This window comes from Paenibacillus sp. 11B, from assembly GCF_030487755.1.
In the GTDB taxonomy this organism is placed as follows: domain Bacteria; phylum Bacillota; class Bacilli; order Paenibacillales; family Paenibacillaceae; genus Paenibacillus; species Paenibacillus vandeheii.
Map to the genome: position 1 here is coordinate 74,540 of NZ_JAUKNS010000001.1, position 16,993 is coordinate 91,532.

The following is a 16,993-nucleotide window of genomic DNA, read 5'->3' on the forward strand; positions in this document are numbered from 1 at the left end:
TAAATTCCACAAACGTACCCAGCTATAGCTTGAGGATATAGCTGGGTATAATTTGAGGAACATAATTTGAGGAATTATACTTCTCCCCAAAAAATCTCAGTTTCATAATCAAATTCAACAGTACCATTTTGATTATTCCTATCAAATAAATTCCGCAGTTCTGTCATCATTGGATCATAATTTGCATGCCCGGGTACAGGGCTGTAGGAAGATGATAGCAACCGGCCCTTCAAACCCTCGAAATCGAACTTTTGACTCATTCTGAATCGAGCTTCATGCATTGAACCTTCCTTGAAAAAAGAGAGCAGCATCGTCTGAGAAATATTTTTATGATTAACTTTTTCGTAGTCGGTTCCGTATGTATGAAGCAGTTGATTGTACTCTTCACGAAATGGAGTACCGTGTGTAAGACGTGAATTCCAGATGAGTATTACTCTCCCACCTGGCTGTAGAATTTGCGGAACTCGGTTTGTGCTGCTGAGCGATCAAACCAGTGGAATGCCTGAGCGCAGACAATAAACTCAACCGATTGATCAGGTAATCCAGTAGATTCTGCAGAACCTGCCATACTCTGAAATTTCGGACTGCTTTTTAACGTTTGCTCGGCGGCTTCCCGCATTGCCTGATTTGGCTCGACCGCGATTACATCGCTTCCGCGTTCCAAAAGTAGTTTTGAGATGCTCCCAGTACCTGAACCAATGTCTGCTATGTTACTGTTCGCACGTAAACCGACGACGTCGTACAAATGGTCAATAGCCTCTTTTGGATAGCTCGGGCGGTATTTTAAATACGAATCGACCCGGCTCGTAAACCGTTCTCTACTGTTCATCGATCGTCACGCTCCAATCAATATTTTGACAGCCTATGTACCGGCCACAGTACCAACCTCAAAATCTCGCGTCCCCAAAAAGCAAATACCGTCGTTCCGGTCCATGAGCTGCGCTTTTCTTGGCTGTATTGATCGTTGATCATATAAGTCCGAGTCGAAATAGGACTCTTCAGACCGAACTCTTCCCATTTGGCCGGATCATTCGAACCTCCAAGTTTTCTAAGCATATTCGCCGACTCATGATCTATTTTAGCCGGAATTTGTTCGAATGCTTGGGTGATTTGCGTATGAAACTCGTCGATCGGGTTGCGATTGGTAATGCTCTCGAGATGGATGCTTTCGCGAATGTAAGAAACGTATGCCAGATGGTCAGCCCAGAACTCATCGATATAAAAAAGCCGTACCCGCTGCTCCGATGGGCTCATCGATCTCTCGCCTTTCAATATTCCGAGCCGCTCCTCGTATAGGATTCGCCTCTGGTCCTCCACCATATCCGAATAACCGTTCAATTCCCGCTGAATATCGAAGTTTTGACCCATGATAACGCGCTGAATATGCTCGATTTTGCTGCGGAGCGCCGGATCATCAAGAACCTCGTCCTGCCTGGGAGCGCGAAACAGTCTATGAATGCCGAATCGAAGCATCAACTCGTCTTCCAGGCTTAAATAAAATACGGAAGCTCCCGGGTCACCTTGGCGGCCAGAACGCCCGCGCAGCTGGTTATCTATCCGCATGCTTTCGTTCACATGTGTACCTATCACGTATAATCCGCCCAGTTTGGCAACCACTTCTGCCTGAGCGGGATTACCGCCGCCGAGACGAATGTCGACGCCGCGCCCTGCCATATTTGTAGATACCGTTACGGCGCCTATTTCTCCCGCTTTAGCGATGATTTCGGCTTCTTTCGCATCATTTTTTGCATTCAGAACCTGGCAAGGTACGCCGGCAACCGCAAGTGCCTCCGCCAGCATGTCAGACTCCTCGACGCTTGACGTACCAATAAGAATGGGGCGTCCCACCCTATGGACGGAAGAGATTTCTTGTACAAGCGCCTTATATTTGGCTTCTTTATGGGTGTAAATTCGGTGCTTGTGGTCGATCCGTATGTTTGGCTGATTCGGCGGAATTTGCACGACCTGCAGCGCATAGATATCTTCGAATTCCATTGCTGAAGCTTGCGCCGTGGCCGTCATTCCGCAAATCCCTGAATACAGGCTAATGAAGTGTTGAATGGTGATCGTACCGAGAATTCTACCACCTGCCTTCCACTGCAACCCTTCTTTCGCCACAAGCGCAGCTTGCAGCCCGTCCGGCAAATACCTGTTCTCGGCCACACGGCCGGTATGTTCTTCGATTAGCTCAATTTCACCGTCCCGGACGATGTAATCGACGTCTTTTTTTAATAACGATTCCACATACAGCGCACAATTCAATGACGTTAACAAATGACTATTATGGCTATCGTACAAATTGCCGCATCCCAGCAGCAACTCCGCTTTCGCAGCTCCCGCATCATTCAAGTATACGTTCCGCTGGAACTCGTCAAAATCGTAATGCTCTCCTGGCTGGAGCTGCCGGGCCACTTCTGCGAAAAGAACGCCGTCACTCTCGGAAGAACTCGAATCGCCACTAATGACCAGCGGCACCCGCGCTTCATCAAGAAGAAGTGAATCCGCTTCGTCGACGACGACATAGTGAAAAGGGCGGTGTACAGTATCAGCTTCATTTAATGCGATTGTGTCGCGCAAATAATCGAACCCTGCTTCTTTTGCCGTAACATAGGTTATATCCTTGGCGTATGCTTCCCGTTTCTCGAACAGGCTCATGCCCGCTTGAACTGAACTTACGGTTAACCCGAGGAAGCGGTAGATCGGGCCCATCCACGCCGCATCTCGATTTGCCAAATAATCGTTAAAAGTGAGCACATGAACGCCTTCACCAGTCAACGCGTTTAGATAAGCAGGCATAACAGCAGAGAGTGTTTTTCCTTCACCGGTATGCTGTTCGATCAAATATCTCTCGTGCAAAGCGATAGCAGCCATGATTTGAACATCGTAAGGCTGTAATCCGAGTTTTCTCTTCGCAGCCTCGCACACTAACGCATAAGCATCAACAAGCAGCTCATCCAGAGGCGTGCCTGATCTTGCTTCTTCTTGCAGCCGAAGGGATTCCGCTTGCAGCCGCTGATCGTCCCAATCTTCCAAATTCCGTTTCCTGATAAGTTCCACTTTGTCTCGATAGTCTTTCAACAAACGCCGGGTATCGCGGTCTTTGAATTCACGTATCAACTTGACGACTACATTCATCGGAATTTGATTCCTCCTCAGTAGAAATAAGAGTAAGAAATGACTTAAATCATAAGCTCGTATTCGCCAAGTTGACCTAAAACACTGTGGGAAGCATCTCATATGGCTTTTTAAGCGACATCTATTCCGTATGTCTTCATATTGCCCAGTGACAAGAAAAGACTCCTTACGGAGTCTCTTCTTTGGATGTTAACACGTCAGCCAAATCATTCATTCCCGCTCTAGCTTATGAGAGACAACTGCATTACTTCTCCGATGGGAGCGGTGTAAAGAGCAGATTGACCGGCAGGTTGCTTCCTGGCGCGGCAGAGAAAAGAATCGTTACGCTCTCTCCATATGCCCCTGTGCGGTAAAGAACGCTTTGCTCACTTGAATTGCTAACAGCAACGTTACCATCAGCAATGGATACAACCTGATTGTTCACTAGAGCTACCCCTGAGTACTTCCCTCCACGAGGGTTAAATGAGATTAGTGTACGCGGAGCGACATTGTTCAACGTGATTTTGTATAATACGCCGAAATTACCCGCATTGGACGCATCTGTATAAGCCATTGGATCTGTTCCAACCAGATTGGGATCACTTGCGTTATCACCAAGCGGCAGGCGAGCTGGTTTGGCTCCCACTTGTTGATCATACGTTATGATACGAGTGGCATTAGGGTATGTTCCACGGTTGTGTACACCGTCACGATCAAGAACAGGTAGCATAGGTAAAGCCTCGAACGGATCTTTATTTTCTTCGACCAGGATAACGTTATAGTCGAGGGAATAATCACTATAAGCATCCGAATAGAGTGAAATCACTTGTCCTTCTTTTATTGGAGTTTTATTGAGTTCGGTCAAAATCAGTTTACTTTCTCCAGGTTGAATAACCTCTTTCTTTTTATCGGCTCCGGTCTGGATCGACTTAAACCATTTATCAATAGACAATTTCCCAGCTACAGTAGCATAAGGAGTAGGTCCTGCAAACCCCATATTTTGTTGTTCAAATACTGCCGCATATGGGTTGTTGTTTGTTGCTATAACATACATTTTTACCCTTTTACCTGTATTGTTCACATGGTGAATCATGAAACGGGTCTGACCTAAAGACGATTCTTTGTATACGATGCCTTCCGTATTCACCGTTTCCGGACTGTTGCTGCGGATCAGCAGACTTGGCTCATCCGTGTACGTATAAGGTACTTTTTCCATAGAAGTCACTTCGCCACCGTTAAAGGTAAATTTCTGTCCTACCGGCGTGAACAGTAAATTGAAATCGGAAAAAGAATATAATGTCTCATTGGTTATAGTTATAACTTTGGAGTACGTGTTCGTCGCACCGTGATTGTCAGTAACGGTGAGTGTCACTGTTTTGGGACCAGGTTCAAAGAAGGCCAGCGAATTGTTCTCCCAAACCGTTTTTTTAATGCTGTTTTCATCATCTGTACTCTGGTCAATATACGTTATTTTTTCGCCCATTTTATATTGTTCCTTGTCGGTTGTGAACATGGCTACAGGAGGAAGATTAGGACTCAGAACTTGAATCGTAATCGAATAGGGATCGCTCCATTGGCCGCTTGAATCCTGAACTTGATATGAAATCGTATATGTACCCGCTTGATCAAACGATTCCTGACGACTTGTCCAGCGTTCGTCAACGATCTTCAGTCCATTTGGAGAAACGTAAGAAGTTATATAGTCCACCTTATCGCCCGCAAAAATTTCCTTTTGTGAAACCAAAAAGCTTGCAGCGGGTTTAGTATTTAGATTCAGCACAACCGTTTTAGCGGACTGATTCACTTTATAGGTGATGTTCAGAGCTTGAGTAATGGAAGTTAACGGCACCATGAACGTATTTTTTTGCTGATAAGCAGGGCCTTTCATCGTTCTGGACTCTCCATTTACGGTATAGACCGTGCTGTTAGTTTTGAATCGGAGCTCATTAGCACCACTGATGATGATGGTTTCCTTGGTTTTGTTATCGTATTTGACCCCGTATCCCACACGGTCCACGAGTGCGCGGATCGCAACATAGGATACACCGTTTTTGACAGTCATCGGCTGGCCAGCAAGATACGTTTTGCCATCCTGCTCCATTTTATTGCTATTCATGTACAACGTCAGATTCCCGCCTGATGCTACGGTAGAATCCCCCCCGATGGATGGCTGCTCTATTTGAGCAGGAGGAATTTGCGTATCAACACCCTCAGTGGTTCCTTCCTGGATCGTAGATCCCGTTTTGGTTTCGTTTGTAGTTGTTTCCTCCCCGCCAATGGCGGATTTGTCCACATCTGTTTTAGGTGTTGCCTCCGTGCCTGTTGAAGTTGTTGTTTCTTTTACTTTAGTGGACAGAGTACTGCTGGATGCGTTACTGCTACCCGTTTTCACTTCTTGCTCTGCAATTGGTTGCTCTTGCTTTAGCACCTCAACCGATTCTGTTGTGGCTGTATTTACTGACGCTGTGTCATCTTGCGGTGTTGATTGCGCACTCACAGAACCGACTGCAAATGCTTGAAAAACAGCTAAAGCGGTAAGAATGGACAATTTCTTCTTCAGATTCATGCTTTGTCTTTGGCTCCTTCTGCTCCCAAGTAATGTTTACCCACATAAAAAGTCATAGTATTAGACGCTAGTTTCAGGAAAAAGTTTCTAGCAAATTTGTAAATAGTGGATTTAGAGCATCTATTTTTCAATGGAGATGCTTATCACTTCATAATCAATGATAAAAAAAACAAAACCCACCGTTTAAAGCTAAATGCCCACGGTGGGTTTTGTATTAACACCTTTCGTCTGGTACTCGATCCGTTGAATAAGCCGTTTGCAAAGCCCTGCTCACAAGATGTCCCTAAGACACAAGGCTGCTTATCGAACCATCCAGCTACTGCTTAACCGACTTCAAGTGTCGTAATTGACCAGATAGTGATGAAGCTCTGTGTTATAGCAGCCGATACTATGCTCAATGAGTCTGCCTTCCCCGTCGAAAGAGTTACGCAGGCGTTTGAGCACATGTGTCCCTGGTGGGATCTCCAGCAAATGACACACCTCAGGAGTTGCCTTCTCTACAAAGAAACGGTCTTTGAAGTTTTCCAGCGCAATGTCGTTCTCCTCCAGTGAGTCATACAGCGACTGGATGTTTGTGACCATTTCTGCCGTACCTCCACCGGGCAATGCAGCTGCAGCCAAGAAGTGTATCAGATGAATATAAGGCTGTCCATTCAAAATATAGAGCCGTTCAATTCGCTGACAATACGGGCCGTAGCGGTCATATTCCTCCGTACCGGCATCATTCGAAATTAACCGGGATTTCAGCTGTTTCTTTTCCAGCTTGTGTCCCTCTTCTACGAGCAGCTCTGTAAACCGTTTGCCCTTAGAGAGCTTCTGATGGGAGGTATTGCGCATGACAATCGTTCCGATACCGCTTTTCTTCTGCACATAACCTTCCTGGGAAAGCTCCTGAACCGCGCCGCGGACTGTCATTTTACTGACACCAAATTCCTTCTCCAGCTGCGGTTCGGAGGGGATGATGCTCCCTAAAGGATATACGCCATGCAAAATCCGGTCTTTGAGAATTTTCTGGATTTGCTGATATAAAGGGCCTTGCTTGCGTTTCAAAGACACTCGTTGTTCACTACCTTTCAACATCTAAGGTATGGTCCGACAGCGCTCGGAGCACCTCGATCTCGGTAAAAAGCGCTGTATCACCTTGAGTGGTATGAGCCAGCATCGCTGCTGCCGCTGCCATATTAACTGTCTGCTGCTGCGGATATTGCTGCAATTCCCCATGAATGATGGCGCTGGCAAAGGCATCACCGGCACCGATTCGGTCATACACCGGGAAAGTCAGCTTGCGAGAAAACAGAAACGTACCTTGATGATAGATATATCCTGTCAGGGAATGCGTATGGTCAGCGTTAATCTCACGGTGGGTTCCCGCTGCCGTTCCGATTCCGAAGCGCTCAACCACTTCGGGAATCGCCTGCTTCAACTGTGTCATTCTATCATATTCTCCAGTTCCAAAGCCAAGGATAAACTGTCCGTCCTTCTCATTCATCAGCACCAGGTCCGTCAGCTCCAGCAGTTCCTCATAATGCGGGCGGGCCTTGGCATAGCCATCTGCTCCCCATAACGCAGGACGGTAATTGCAGTCAAAAACAACTTTGCCCCCGGTACTCTTCACTTCCGCAGCAAGCCTTTTCATTTGTTTACGCACACCATCATTCATAGCCAGCGTAATCCCGCATAAATGAAGAACGTCGATCCGGGAGGCAAGAGCAACCATATCGTAATTGCCTTCCTCCGCGGTATTGAAGCTGCTGCCCAGTCGATCTGTGTAAGTGACTCTGCCGGGTCGTGCTCCAAAGCCATTCTCCAGAAAGTACATGCCCAGCTGCTTGCCTCCCCGGCTAATTAGTGAGGTATCCACCCCAAGTTTACGCAAGTAAGCAATTGCCGCTTCGCCTACCGGTGTTTCCGGCAAGGTGGTAATAAGCGCACCGTTATGGCCGTACCCAGCCAGTGCTGCCGTTACATTAACCCCGCTGCCGGAAAAAGAATATTCCAGCCTGTTGCTCTGGACCAGGGTTTCATGGCCCGGGACCTGCAGCCGCATCATTACTTCACCGAAAGCCGCAATCCTATGCATACCGGTCCACCAGCGATTTCATCGTTTCAAGCAGTCTGACGACATCCTGGACGTTCGTGCTTCCCGTCTGCCGATCAATAATAGATGAATACACATGCGGGATAACCTGGGGCACCCCAGCCTGAAGTGCAATCTCCAAAATGGGTCCGAAGTTATCTAGGTCGATTCCGCCCGTAGGCTCCAGAGCAAACCCGGCTTCCCCGCAGGCCTTGGCAACCGCACGGTACTCCTCCTCCAATTTCAACCCCTCCATGGGATAATATTTCAGCGCATTGCCGCCCATGTCACGAACCAACGCAATGGCGGCTTGAACCGGAACAATAGCATACGGAGTGGTGCCTGCACTGACAGGGCCGGTCGATATATTCACATAGCCGGGTTGCCCGCATGGAGAAACCAAGCTGTTAATCCAGCTGTCCTTAGCTCCCAGATTGGCGCGGGTCGCCCCCACTGCTGGAAATACCTGATTAATATGGCTTCCCGGGTAACTTCCGGCAATCTCCGCCACAACTGCCGCCTGTCGGTTATCTCCGGCACCCAGTCCGATGGATACAGCGTCCTCGATCGTCTGACCGTATAGAGTCATCGCGGCTGCCGCTTCCTCCGCCGTAGCATAATTTTTGGAAAGCACACCTACCAAAACATATCCTTCCGCAGCCTCGTACACTTCCTTCGCGTTCTCGATACTGCCCGCCAGTACATTAAGTGCGGCTCTGTTCTTATATAGACGCTGCAGAATATTACTCATTCTTGTTTCCCCCCACGATTTCATGTATTCTGCTGACGATGACCTGAAGATCATCACCTTGAAGCGACCTTGGATCAATATCGAAATACCCCTGCTTAACCCCATAATCCCTGGTGTATACGGCAATTACGCCTTCACGCAGCCGATCATTGACATGCCTCGCATCCACTCCTGCAACAGAGGAATCAATCTGGATGCGCCCACGAAAAATCGCTCTGCCCGCTTCATCCTGCACGATGCGGATGGAAACTCCAGGAAGCCCCTCAAGCGGCTGAAGTGCCTCCAGCGCCTGCCTCTCCCGTTCGCTGTTGTCGGCTTTGTCCTGGTATTCATCCAAAGCCTGAAGCAGCCCGAAGGTAGTCTCTTTACCCACCTTCATGCTGCGACCGATCCCGTGCAGATGTACCTTTAACCACTCGACATATTTCATTTTGCCAGCGACAATGCCTGAGGTAGGGCCTTCAATAGCTTTTGATCCACTGTAAATCGCCAGATCCGAATACTTAACATATTTGCGCAGATCCTCTTCCGCAGCCGCATCGACGATCAGTGGCACCCCTCTGCGCACTGCAACTTCCCACGCCTCCTCTACAGAAATCATGTTCTTCTGGACGGCGTGGTGGGATTTGACATAAAGAATGGCTGCGGTGCGTTCACCAATCGCCTGTTCAATATGCTCCTTGCGGCCTTCATTGGCATATCCAACTTCCACCACTCTGCCTCCGCCAAGGAATACCATGGTTTCGACCGGAGCTCCATACTGCACGTTATGGCCCTTCAGCATAATAATCTCATTTTTCAATATCGGCTCCTGATGCAGGCGAAGGCTGAGTCGCGGATCTCCGGAAGTCACAAAGGCTGCCACCGACAGCGCAATGCCGCTGGATGCTGAGTTCACGACAACCGCCCCTTCCGAGCCAAGCAGTCGTGCAATATATTCTCCGGATTTGTCCACAAGATCCGCAATTTCCACGTACTGCTGTCCGCCCTGCTTCATCGCCTCCATAACCGAATCTGTTGGTGCGGAAACGCCAAGGATGCTCATTCTTCCACTGGCATTAATAACCCGTTTCAATCCATATCTAGCCTGTAATGAATGACCCATTCGTAAAGACTCCTTTAGCCTCAATATAGTACTGCGCTACCCGAACATCGCCTTCCGAGTCCTTAAGCTGCTTCTCGCCTGCTTCCAGTGCAAACAAAGTCAGGTTGGCTTGCTGTCCCACCCTTATCTGTCCAAGCTCCGGCTTGCCGAGCCACCCCGCTGCGCTGCTTGTGACAGCTTGGATGACCTCTTCCAGGCTATAGCCGAGAATCAAAAATTTCGTCAGCACATTTGACATATTGTACACCGGTCCGTTCAGACGGTTGCCCCGATAGATATCCGTGCTGATGGTATTCAGCGCAATGCCTGCCGCCTTGGCCTGTTCTGCAATCTGGAAGGAGAAGCTCGCCGTGCCATGCCCCACATCCAAATGAACTCCTCGGGCAGCTGCATCCAGCAACCCTTGCAGGGGTGTGCCGTCCGCGTGGAACAGATTGTTGGACTTGCCGTTAAGGTAATGGGTGATTACATCACCCGGTTGCAGCAGCTCCAGCACCTCGGATATCGCGGGCGGAGCGGAGCCAATATGCACCATGAGCGGAAGCTTCGTTTCTTCCGACATTGTGCGTGCCAGCTTGAGCGGCTGTATACCGCTGTCTTTGACAACACTCTGGCTGATGCGGGCTTTCAGACCGACGATGAATTCAGGATAGGTTGCTGCCGCTTCCAGAACCTTCTCCCGGTCAATCCATTCCAGCTGAGACAATTCATCTGTCCGTTCAAGCCCGATTCTTGAAATATTTAGTAAAGCAAACACTCGGGTATCAGCCTTCAGACTCGCGGTATACAAAACTCCTATTCGGTCTGCACCACAGCTTCCGGCATCCACCAGCGTCGTTACTCCCTGCTTTACTCCAATTTCGTCGATATCATCGCCATAGGGATCGAGCTCCGGTACGGCGTGCACATGCAGATCAATCCATCCGCTGGACACATATAGCCCCGTACAGTCTAGCCCACTCTCTCCTTCCGCCTGGGCTGCCGGTGTAATGGCGGTGATAATCCCATCCTGAATGGCTATATCCATTATTCGCCCATCCACAAGCTGCAAATTGCGCAGCACATTCTCTGTGCCCACTCATCCCATCTCCTTCTTTAACCCCTGTATACAGAAAAAATTCAAAAAAAATGATAAGTGTCTTGGAAGCAGAACACCCCTAAATTGAATAATAAACTTGGTGAGCTGCTCCACTTTAAAGATTATAATGTTATAATGTTTATATTAGCACGGTGTAATCTAGAAGAGAACAGTGATTTATAATCCCAAGATGTATATAAATGAAAGAATCCAATCTTACCGGGGTCATGGATTCGATTTTGAGTGATTTCAAGGGCAGCATGAGTTGTAATTCTATGTAAATCTCCAGATGATTCCTAGACCAAAAACGTAAGACAATAGTCAAAAAACAATAGGTTTCCGTATTTTTATTTCGATTTTCCATTGTGATGATCTAATAGATGTATATTTATTTTAGTGTTAATAGTACAATTATCCGGATATACAGTAATAGAGGATTTCTATTATTATAAATTGGGGATTAACTTATGGAGGATGCTACTTAATGAACGACAAAACGGAAGACCGTAGTGATCAATCAGAGTCTTACGACTGCACGGTTCGATCCGTACGAGCCGACGCAAAGCGCAACATTCATGCTTTGCTCCAGGCCGCGATGACTGTATTCGCAACTTCAGGAGTAGACGCTCCAATTCGGGAGATTGCGGAGAAGGCTGGCGTTGGCGTCGGCACGGTATATCGCCATTTTCCACAACGTTCGGATCTCATAGAGGCTGTCTTCCGACAGGAGATTGATGCTTGCGCAGATGCTGCTGAAGATTTAGCTGCTAAATATGAACCAGTTGAAGCATTAGAGCAGTGGATGCTGCGCTATTTGGACTTCATAGCGACCAAACGCGGACTCGCGGCGGCCCTACATTCAAAGGATCCGGCATACGAGACTTTGCCTGTCTGTTTTGTAGAGGAACTAAGTCCAGCTCTTAAAATCTTGCTTGAAACGGCGACCACTGCTGGTAAAATACGTGCCGATGTCGAACCAGACGAATTGCTGTGGGCCGTTGCGAGCCTCTGCACGGCGGTAGACAACGGAGATACGGTACATGTGCAACATATCATTTCTCTGCTCGTAGATGGGTTGCGCTATCGTGCGAACCGCTAACATCTCCAAGTGCTCAAGTTCATCTACGCAGCAAGACCATCAGAATATCGACAGTGCGCTCCCTCACCGGCTGATGCCGAGAAGGGAGCGCATTTTGCATTTCCTAGAGCTTCACTTGGATTCAAGTCGACCAACAGGACTGGCACTTTCCGACAAAGTCTTGTGTATTGCTGACCAGCTGGCATGATCAATATCGAGTGCATGGCGAAGGTAAGCCCACGTGACTCGCTGGATCAAGGCGACTTGTTCTGGATTTTCATCTGTTGTTTCCCTGACCTCATAACCTGGGATTCCACCAAGTGAGTGTTCTGCACCGAAGAGGGTGAGCAGGCTCTCGGCTCCCGGGCTTAAGAAGTAAGGATCGGCCATCCATTCTGGGCCGCGGACAGTCAACTGATACTTTTGCGGGACGTAGTCCTGGTCCCCAACAATTACAAGGCTGGGTGTAGTCATGTGTGCGAAGCTCACGTTCAGATGCGGCATATTCTCGGCTGCAAACGGTGTCAGGCTGTCTCCACCTTGCCCAGCGGTGGCAAACAGCACGCCTGCTTTGATGCGCGAGTCGGATAGGTCCTCTTCCTGCTTGGTCTCCGGGTTGAAAACTCGCAAACCCAGAAGATTGCCCGCCGTTTGGCCGCCGAAGGAGTGTCCGGCTGCGGCGATGCGGCTTCGGTCAAGGCGCCCGCTCAGGCCAGGAACAGCAGCTTCTAGAAAATCAAGCTGATCGAGGATGAGCTTCATGTCTTCAACTCTGGAACGCCAGATCCGAGGTGTGCGGGGGTCGTCCTTGGGGAGATTCACGGTCCTTGAGTCGAGATGGGTGGGTTGTATGACCACAAAACCGTGTGCAGCCCAGAAATCAACCAGCGGGCCGTAACCCTCCAATGACGAGCCAGAGCCATGTGAAAAAACAATGATTGGTAAGTTTCCACCAGTCGTCGGCGCGGATACTCTCACTCTCAGATCTTCCCCACGCCAAGGGGCTGATAGCACGATCTGTTTCACTGAAACGATTGGAGAGGATGTATTATTCATAATTTCCATAATAAATGTTCCTGCCCTTCTTTAAGAGATATAAGATTTGTGTTTGCCGCCGCCTATCATGTACCAAAGATAAGATGAGTTAAGCGGAACGGTGTTCCTATTATATACGGAACGTAGTTCCGTTTGCAATGTATTTTAAATTATTGCCCATTTTGATCCGCTAACACTTCAAACTTATTGGTAAATTTAGCGTCACTTTCATCTTGCCCCATTAAAATCAATCATGCTCTTGTCCCCAGACCTTGAAACATAAAGGGCCCCCAAAATTGGGGGCCCTTTCCCTAACCATGATGCTAAATCTCCAACCAAAACGTAGATGGATATTTGTTTATCTTGAAACCGACATTATGATCTTCTGAGTGTCGCTTAAAGAAACAAACCAGTTTTGTAGAATAATATTATGGTGTAAAATGATCTGTTCTGCACTTAATAAGGAAGACTCCGCGGTACTGTGGGCATCTTCTACTAGAATAACGTCATATCCCAAGCTAAATGCTCTTCTACATGTCGCATCAACACATATCTCCGTCTGAATTCCCGCGACAATCAGTCGATTAACGCCTAAATGATTTAAATGTGATTCAAGGTTGGTACCTTGAAATGAATCCGGAAAGTCCTTTTCAATTTTTACATCTTCAACTAACAAGGGTAAGTCGGGGTGAAGAGTCCAGCCTGAAGACGTTTTTGAGGTAATTGTCCCTAATTTCCCATTATGCTGCGTAAGTATAACTGGAATCTTACTTATGTGGGCCCAAGTAATAAGCTGCTTGATATTGGTTAATAATTTTTCACTGTTATGAATAAAGAGAGGGTTCTTAAAAGATCCGGTTTGCACATCTATAATCAATAAAGCTGGCTTATGGATCATAATTATCCCTCCTCTCCTCTTCTTCTTCATTAATTTCTAGAGGTTAGAATTTCCTGTAACCATAATTATATTCATCATTTTTTCCAACTTTACAGATATTAGAGAAAGTTCTTGCCCTCCGTTTGGGACAAGAGCTTTTTTCTGAACAAAAAGCAAATGTTGCTTGGGACGCTACGTCACAATCTATAATGAAAAAAATGTGATAAAAGGAGCTTTATATTATGACTGAAACCAAGGCAAAGGAACCGTACAAAATACTGTTGAGAGTATCACTAACGCTAACAACATTTCTTTTTATTGGATTGGTTCTTATTTGGATAGTTAAACGGGGAGAAATGTTACCATTTATAGCTTCCTTATTTATACCAAATGAGATTAGTATTTTATCCGCAATACTCATTGGTCTTATTTCCAGTTTGTTTATAACGACTATTGTTCTAGTTACATTCATTAAAACAAGAACAGAACTACCCCAAACCGAGGGATCAGATATGGTTAAAAAAATAATGATTAGACCAAGTGGTATAGCTGTATCTGCAATAGGCGGTGGTTTTTTTGAAGAATTCTTTTTTAGAGGCGTGCTCATTGGTTTATTTATTGGATACTCTTTAATAGTGGATTGGCTCGTTATTTTAATAAGCACTTTTCTATTTTGGGTAATACATGTTCCCCAATATAAAGGAGCCGTCGGCATCCTCACAGGTGTGTTTGTAAATGGTTTGATTTTTGCACTACTTTTTTATTTTACCGGGTCGTTAATTCCATCCATGCTTGCCCATGGGATTTATAATACTTCTATTGGAATTATTTTGGCGAAAAAATACAAGAAATGATTTTTTGAAAAGAGGAATGATATGAAATTAACAGTGAGTAAATTTGCAAAGCTGGCTGACACTACGGTTCGTACATTACGACATTATCGACAACTTGGAATATTAGTACCCACACAAAAAAATGAAAATGACCATTATATCTATGTAAACGAGGATTTTAAAAGGCTTCATGAAATCCAATTATTACAAAGTTTAGGTCTTTCTTTGAACGAAATTAAAGTCTGTTTTGAAAATCCGAAATATTCTTTCAAAGAAATAATCAGAGTTCAAGAACAATCACTTCAACAAAGAAGAGAAGCAATTGATTATTCTTTAGCTTTAATTAAACGAATACAATTGTTAACCGAGCAAGATCAACTCTTAGAATCAAACTCAGAAATACTCATGCTCCTTATGAATTCCATGCGTGTTGAGAAGGCTCAAAAAAAGCTGCTTCAAAAGTATGTCTCTATGGATATTATTGATCAGGTGTTTCCAGAGGATATCTCTAAGCAAACGTACTTGGATGGACAACTATATAATTTGTTATTGCTTGTCCATCGAGCTATCGTGAACGATCTTAAACCAGATTATCCCTGCTTCCAGCAGCAGCTGCAAGACATAGTTGCAAATACTCCATTAAATAATCTGATTTTCTATAACGGGGTACATAACGAAGAACTGTATAAAAACGTAAAAGCCTATGAGTCGTTAGTGCCTAAGCATACCATGGATTTTTTAAAAGAAGCATTTGAGGTATTCAATACGAATTCTTCTCTAAAGGATTGAACCAATTCCCTTCTTCTTCCCGATCCAGTATGAGTCCTTGTACTTATTGAATTTTTATCCATAAAAGAAAAATATATGATATATTTGACAAGCAACTAAAACATATTCGGGAAAAGAGGATGTTATATGAAAAAAGTCTTTTTATCTTGTCTTGCCATACTCATGTTTTTGATTCCATTTTCCCCTGTGACTTCCGCTGCGAGTGGAGATCGGCTGATTTATGACACAATGTATAATGTCGCTGGTGGAGGGTTAGTGTCAAACAATAACAGATTTTCGTTTCAATTTGATAACTGGGGCGATGCGCAAATCTGGGACGTCAAGACACGCACGATGATATGGAACTCCAAGACTAAAGACACGAGAATACATAAACTCCAGATTAATTATTTCAGCGGTAAGTTGGTCATATCAGATCCGCAAAACACACCTTATTGGACATCGGATAACTTGGCGTGGGCTAAGGCATGGTATGGAGCAGACAATGTGCCAGCCAATCTTAGAGGTAATGTGTTGATCATGCAAACTGACGGCAATCTGGTACTGTACAACAATGAAAATCCGGCCTTGGGCTGGTATCCTGTCTGGGCTTCCAATACAGGTGGACATTAGACACCATAAACAGGCCTTGCAAGTGGATTCAAGCTCTCATCCGTTATTATGATGTAATGTGATTTTCTTAAAAAGTTGTTGTACACCAAAAGATCTCTTCACTAGTGAAGAGATCTTTTGGTATTTCCCATATAAAAACCGATGGAATCGGCAATCGATATGGCCATTTTGAGTGGCATCACTCTTTTGTTTTCGATAAAGTCGTAAACTCGTTCCGGTTGATTTATTTGTGCAATATGATGTTGCCCGTGCCAGACATATCTTTGTATTGCAACTTCTAAGCTCATGATTCCATAAGTAGACTTAGAACTGTAAAAGACCATAGTTTGCCGTTGTTTATGCGGCGCCAGGGTCTTTTACAGTTTGTTATTCGTTAGGCATTTCGTTAAAGAAAGCTACATCATCAACTGCCAACCTCACCGTCGGATGACCGGGCTTCGCCGCCTTGCCAATGGCGATTAACATAATCGGAATGTAGCGTTCTGATATGTGGAAAGCTTCCTTGAGCTTTGGTTTGTCGTAGCCGCCCATCGATACCGTGTCGTAGCCTTTAGCACGGGCGACAAGCATGAGCTGCATCGATACTAGCCCCCCGTCGGTATACACTTTTTCGTGGATAGCCTCGGGTGGCATGCTCGAATACATCCCAGTATAGCGTTCCACGAACGATTTAGCTGTTTCTGCAGGCATGTAACCCGCTTCGACAGCCATTCCATAGATTTTCTCGGCCAATGTATAACACTCCAAATCTCCGAGTACCGCAATAACTGCCGAAGCCTCGACGACTTGCTGTTGATTGAATGCGATTGGAAGCAGCTTCTGCTTCAGCTCCGGCGAATCGATAACGAGAAAACGCCATGGCTGCAGATTAGCGGCTGAAGGAGCCAACGTGGCTTGTCGCAATATGTCGGTCAATTCCTCCCGCGAAATCTTGGCTTCGGCATTATAACTACGAACCGAACGGCGTTCTCCAATAACATCAAAAAAAAGTTGGTGCCCCATTGTTACAAATGGTTGTGAAACCGGCATGTTTCTTTCCTCCCTTTTGAAAAGCAGCATTCTTTATTTTCTTTCAATA

14 protein-coding genes and 1 pseudogene are annotated in these 16,993 nt (G+C 46.1%); 4 read left to right on the forward strand and 11 right to left on the reverse strand.

Annotated features, from left to right (window positions below):
* Nucleotides 1–74: 74 nt before the first annotated feature.
* From Q0V21_RS00315 to Q0V21_RS00350, 8 genes and pseudogenes are all read right to left on the reverse strand, one after another.
* Nucleotides 75–829: pseudogene (locus tag Q0V21_RS00315) on the reverse strand (class I SAM-dependent methyltransferase).
* A 17-nt stretch (nucleotides 830–846) separates the two neighbouring features.
* Entirely contained in the window at nucleotides 847–3,135 is a 2,289-nt protein-coding gene (locus Q0V21_RS00320) for a preprotein translocase subunit SecA (RefSeq protein WP_301877041.1), read from the reverse strand.
* A 244-nt stretch (nucleotides 3,136–3,379) separates the two neighbouring features.
* On the reverse strand, nucleotides 3,380–5,680 hold the full coding sequence (locus Q0V21_RS00325) for a stalk domain-containing protein (protein ID WP_301877042.1): 2,301 nt from the start codon (nucleotides 5,678–5,680) through the stop codon (nucleotides 3,380–3,382).
* Nucleotides 5,681–6,013: 333 nt separating this feature from the next.
* Nucleotides 6,014–6,736, reverse strand: coding sequence for a GntR family transcriptional regulator (locus Q0V21_RS00330; RefSeq protein WP_301877043.1), 723 nt, complete (start codon nucleotides 6,734–6,736; stop codon nucleotides 6,014–6,016).
* 10 nt (nucleotides 6,737–6,746) lie between these two features.
* Nucleotides 6,747–7,760, reverse strand: coding sequence for a sugar kinase (locus tag Q0V21_RS00335; protein ID WP_301877044.1), 1,014 nt, complete (start codon nucleotides 7,758–7,760; stop codon nucleotides 6,747–6,749).
* On the reverse strand, nucleotides 7,753–8,508 hold the full coding sequence (gene dagF / locus Q0V21_RS00340; protein WP_301877045.1) for a 2-dehydro-3-deoxy-phosphogluconate aldolase: 756 nt from the start codon (nucleotides 8,506–8,508) through the stop codon (nucleotides 7,753–7,755). The genes Q0V21_RS00335 and dagF overlap by 8 nt, the downstream gene beginning before the upstream one ends.
* Nucleotides 8,501–9,613 carry a DgaE family pyridoxal phosphate-dependent ammonia lyase gene (locus tag Q0V21_RS00345; RefSeq protein ID WP_301877046.1) on the reverse strand — a complete coding sequence of 371 codons (1,113 nt, stop codon included), beginning with the start codon at nucleotides 9,611–9,613 and terminating at the stop codon, nucleotides 8,501–8,503. The genes dagF and Q0V21_RS00345 overlap by 8 nt, the downstream gene beginning before the upstream one ends.
* Complete coding sequence (locus tag Q0V21_RS00350) at nucleotides 9,591–10,640, reverse strand: amidohydrolase/deacetylase family metallohydrolase (protein WP_301878374.1); 1,050 nt, start codon at nucleotides 10,638–10,640, stop codon at nucleotides 9,591–9,593. Before Q0V21_RS00350 ends, Q0V21_RS00345 begins: the two co-directional genes overlap by 23 nt.
* Before the next feature lie 535 nt (nucleotides 10,641–11,175).
* Between Q0V21_RS00350 and Q0V21_RS00355 the strand changes: the two genes are divergently transcribed.
* Nucleotides 11,176–11,790, forward strand: a complete 615-nt coding sequence (locus Q0V21_RS00355; protein WP_285075511.1) for a TetR/AcrR family transcriptional regulator — start codon at nucleotides 11,176–11,178, stop codon at nucleotides 11,788–11,790.
* Between the two features lie 111 nt (nucleotides 11,791–11,901).
* Here the strand turns inward: Q0V21_RS00355 and Q0V21_RS00360 are convergent, their stop codons facing one another.
* Entirely contained in the window at nucleotides 11,902–12,834 is a 933-nt protein-coding gene (locus tag Q0V21_RS00360) for an alpha/beta hydrolase family protein (RefSeq protein WP_301877049.1), read from the reverse strand.
* 328 nt (nucleotides 12,835–13,162) lie between these two features.
* Nucleotides 13,163–13,702 (reverse strand): cysteine hydrolase family protein, encoded by a 540-nt coding sequence (locus tag Q0V21_RS00365; protein ID WP_301877050.1) that lies wholly within the window; start codon nucleotides 13,700–13,702, stop codon nucleotides 13,163–13,165.
* Between the two features lie 221 nt (nucleotides 13,703–13,923).
* Here Q0V21_RS00365 and Q0V21_RS00370 point away from each other — a divergent pair, with 221 nt between their 5' ends.
* The 3 genes from Q0V21_RS00370 to Q0V21_RS00380 all read left to right on the forward strand — a co-directional run bounded on the left by Q0V21_RS00370 (nucleotide 13,924) and on the right by Q0V21_RS00380 (nucleotide 15,915).
* Nucleotides 13,924–14,535 carry a CPBP family intramembrane glutamic endopeptidase gene (locus Q0V21_RS00370; RefSeq protein WP_301877051.1) on the forward strand — a complete coding sequence of 204 codons (612 nt, stop codon included), beginning with the start codon at nucleotides 13,924–13,926 and terminating at the stop codon, nucleotides 14,533–14,535.
* Between the two features lie 21 nt (nucleotides 14,536–14,556).
* Nucleotides 14,557–15,303, forward strand: a complete 747-nt coding sequence (locus tag Q0V21_RS00375) for a MerR family transcriptional regulator (protein ID WP_301877053.1) — start codon at nucleotides 14,557–14,559, stop codon at nucleotides 15,301–15,303.
* A 255-nt stretch (nucleotides 15,304–15,558) separates the two neighbouring features.
* Entirely contained in the window at nucleotides 15,559–15,915 is a 357-nt protein-coding gene (locus Q0V21_RS00380; protein WP_143805485.1) for a hypothetical protein, read from the forward strand.
* Between the two features lie 366 nt (nucleotides 15,916–16,281).
* Here Q0V21_RS00380 and Q0V21_RS00385 read toward each other — a convergent pair whose 3' ends face one another.
* The gene (locus tag Q0V21_RS00385; RefSeq protein ID WP_301877054.1) at nucleotides 16,282–16,944 is read right to left on the reverse strand and encodes a nitroreductase family protein; all 663 of its coding nucleotides are present in this window, start codon (nucleotides 16,942–16,944) and stop codon (nucleotides 16,282–16,284) included.
* Between the last annotated feature and the right edge of the window lie 49 nt (nucleotides 16,945–16,993).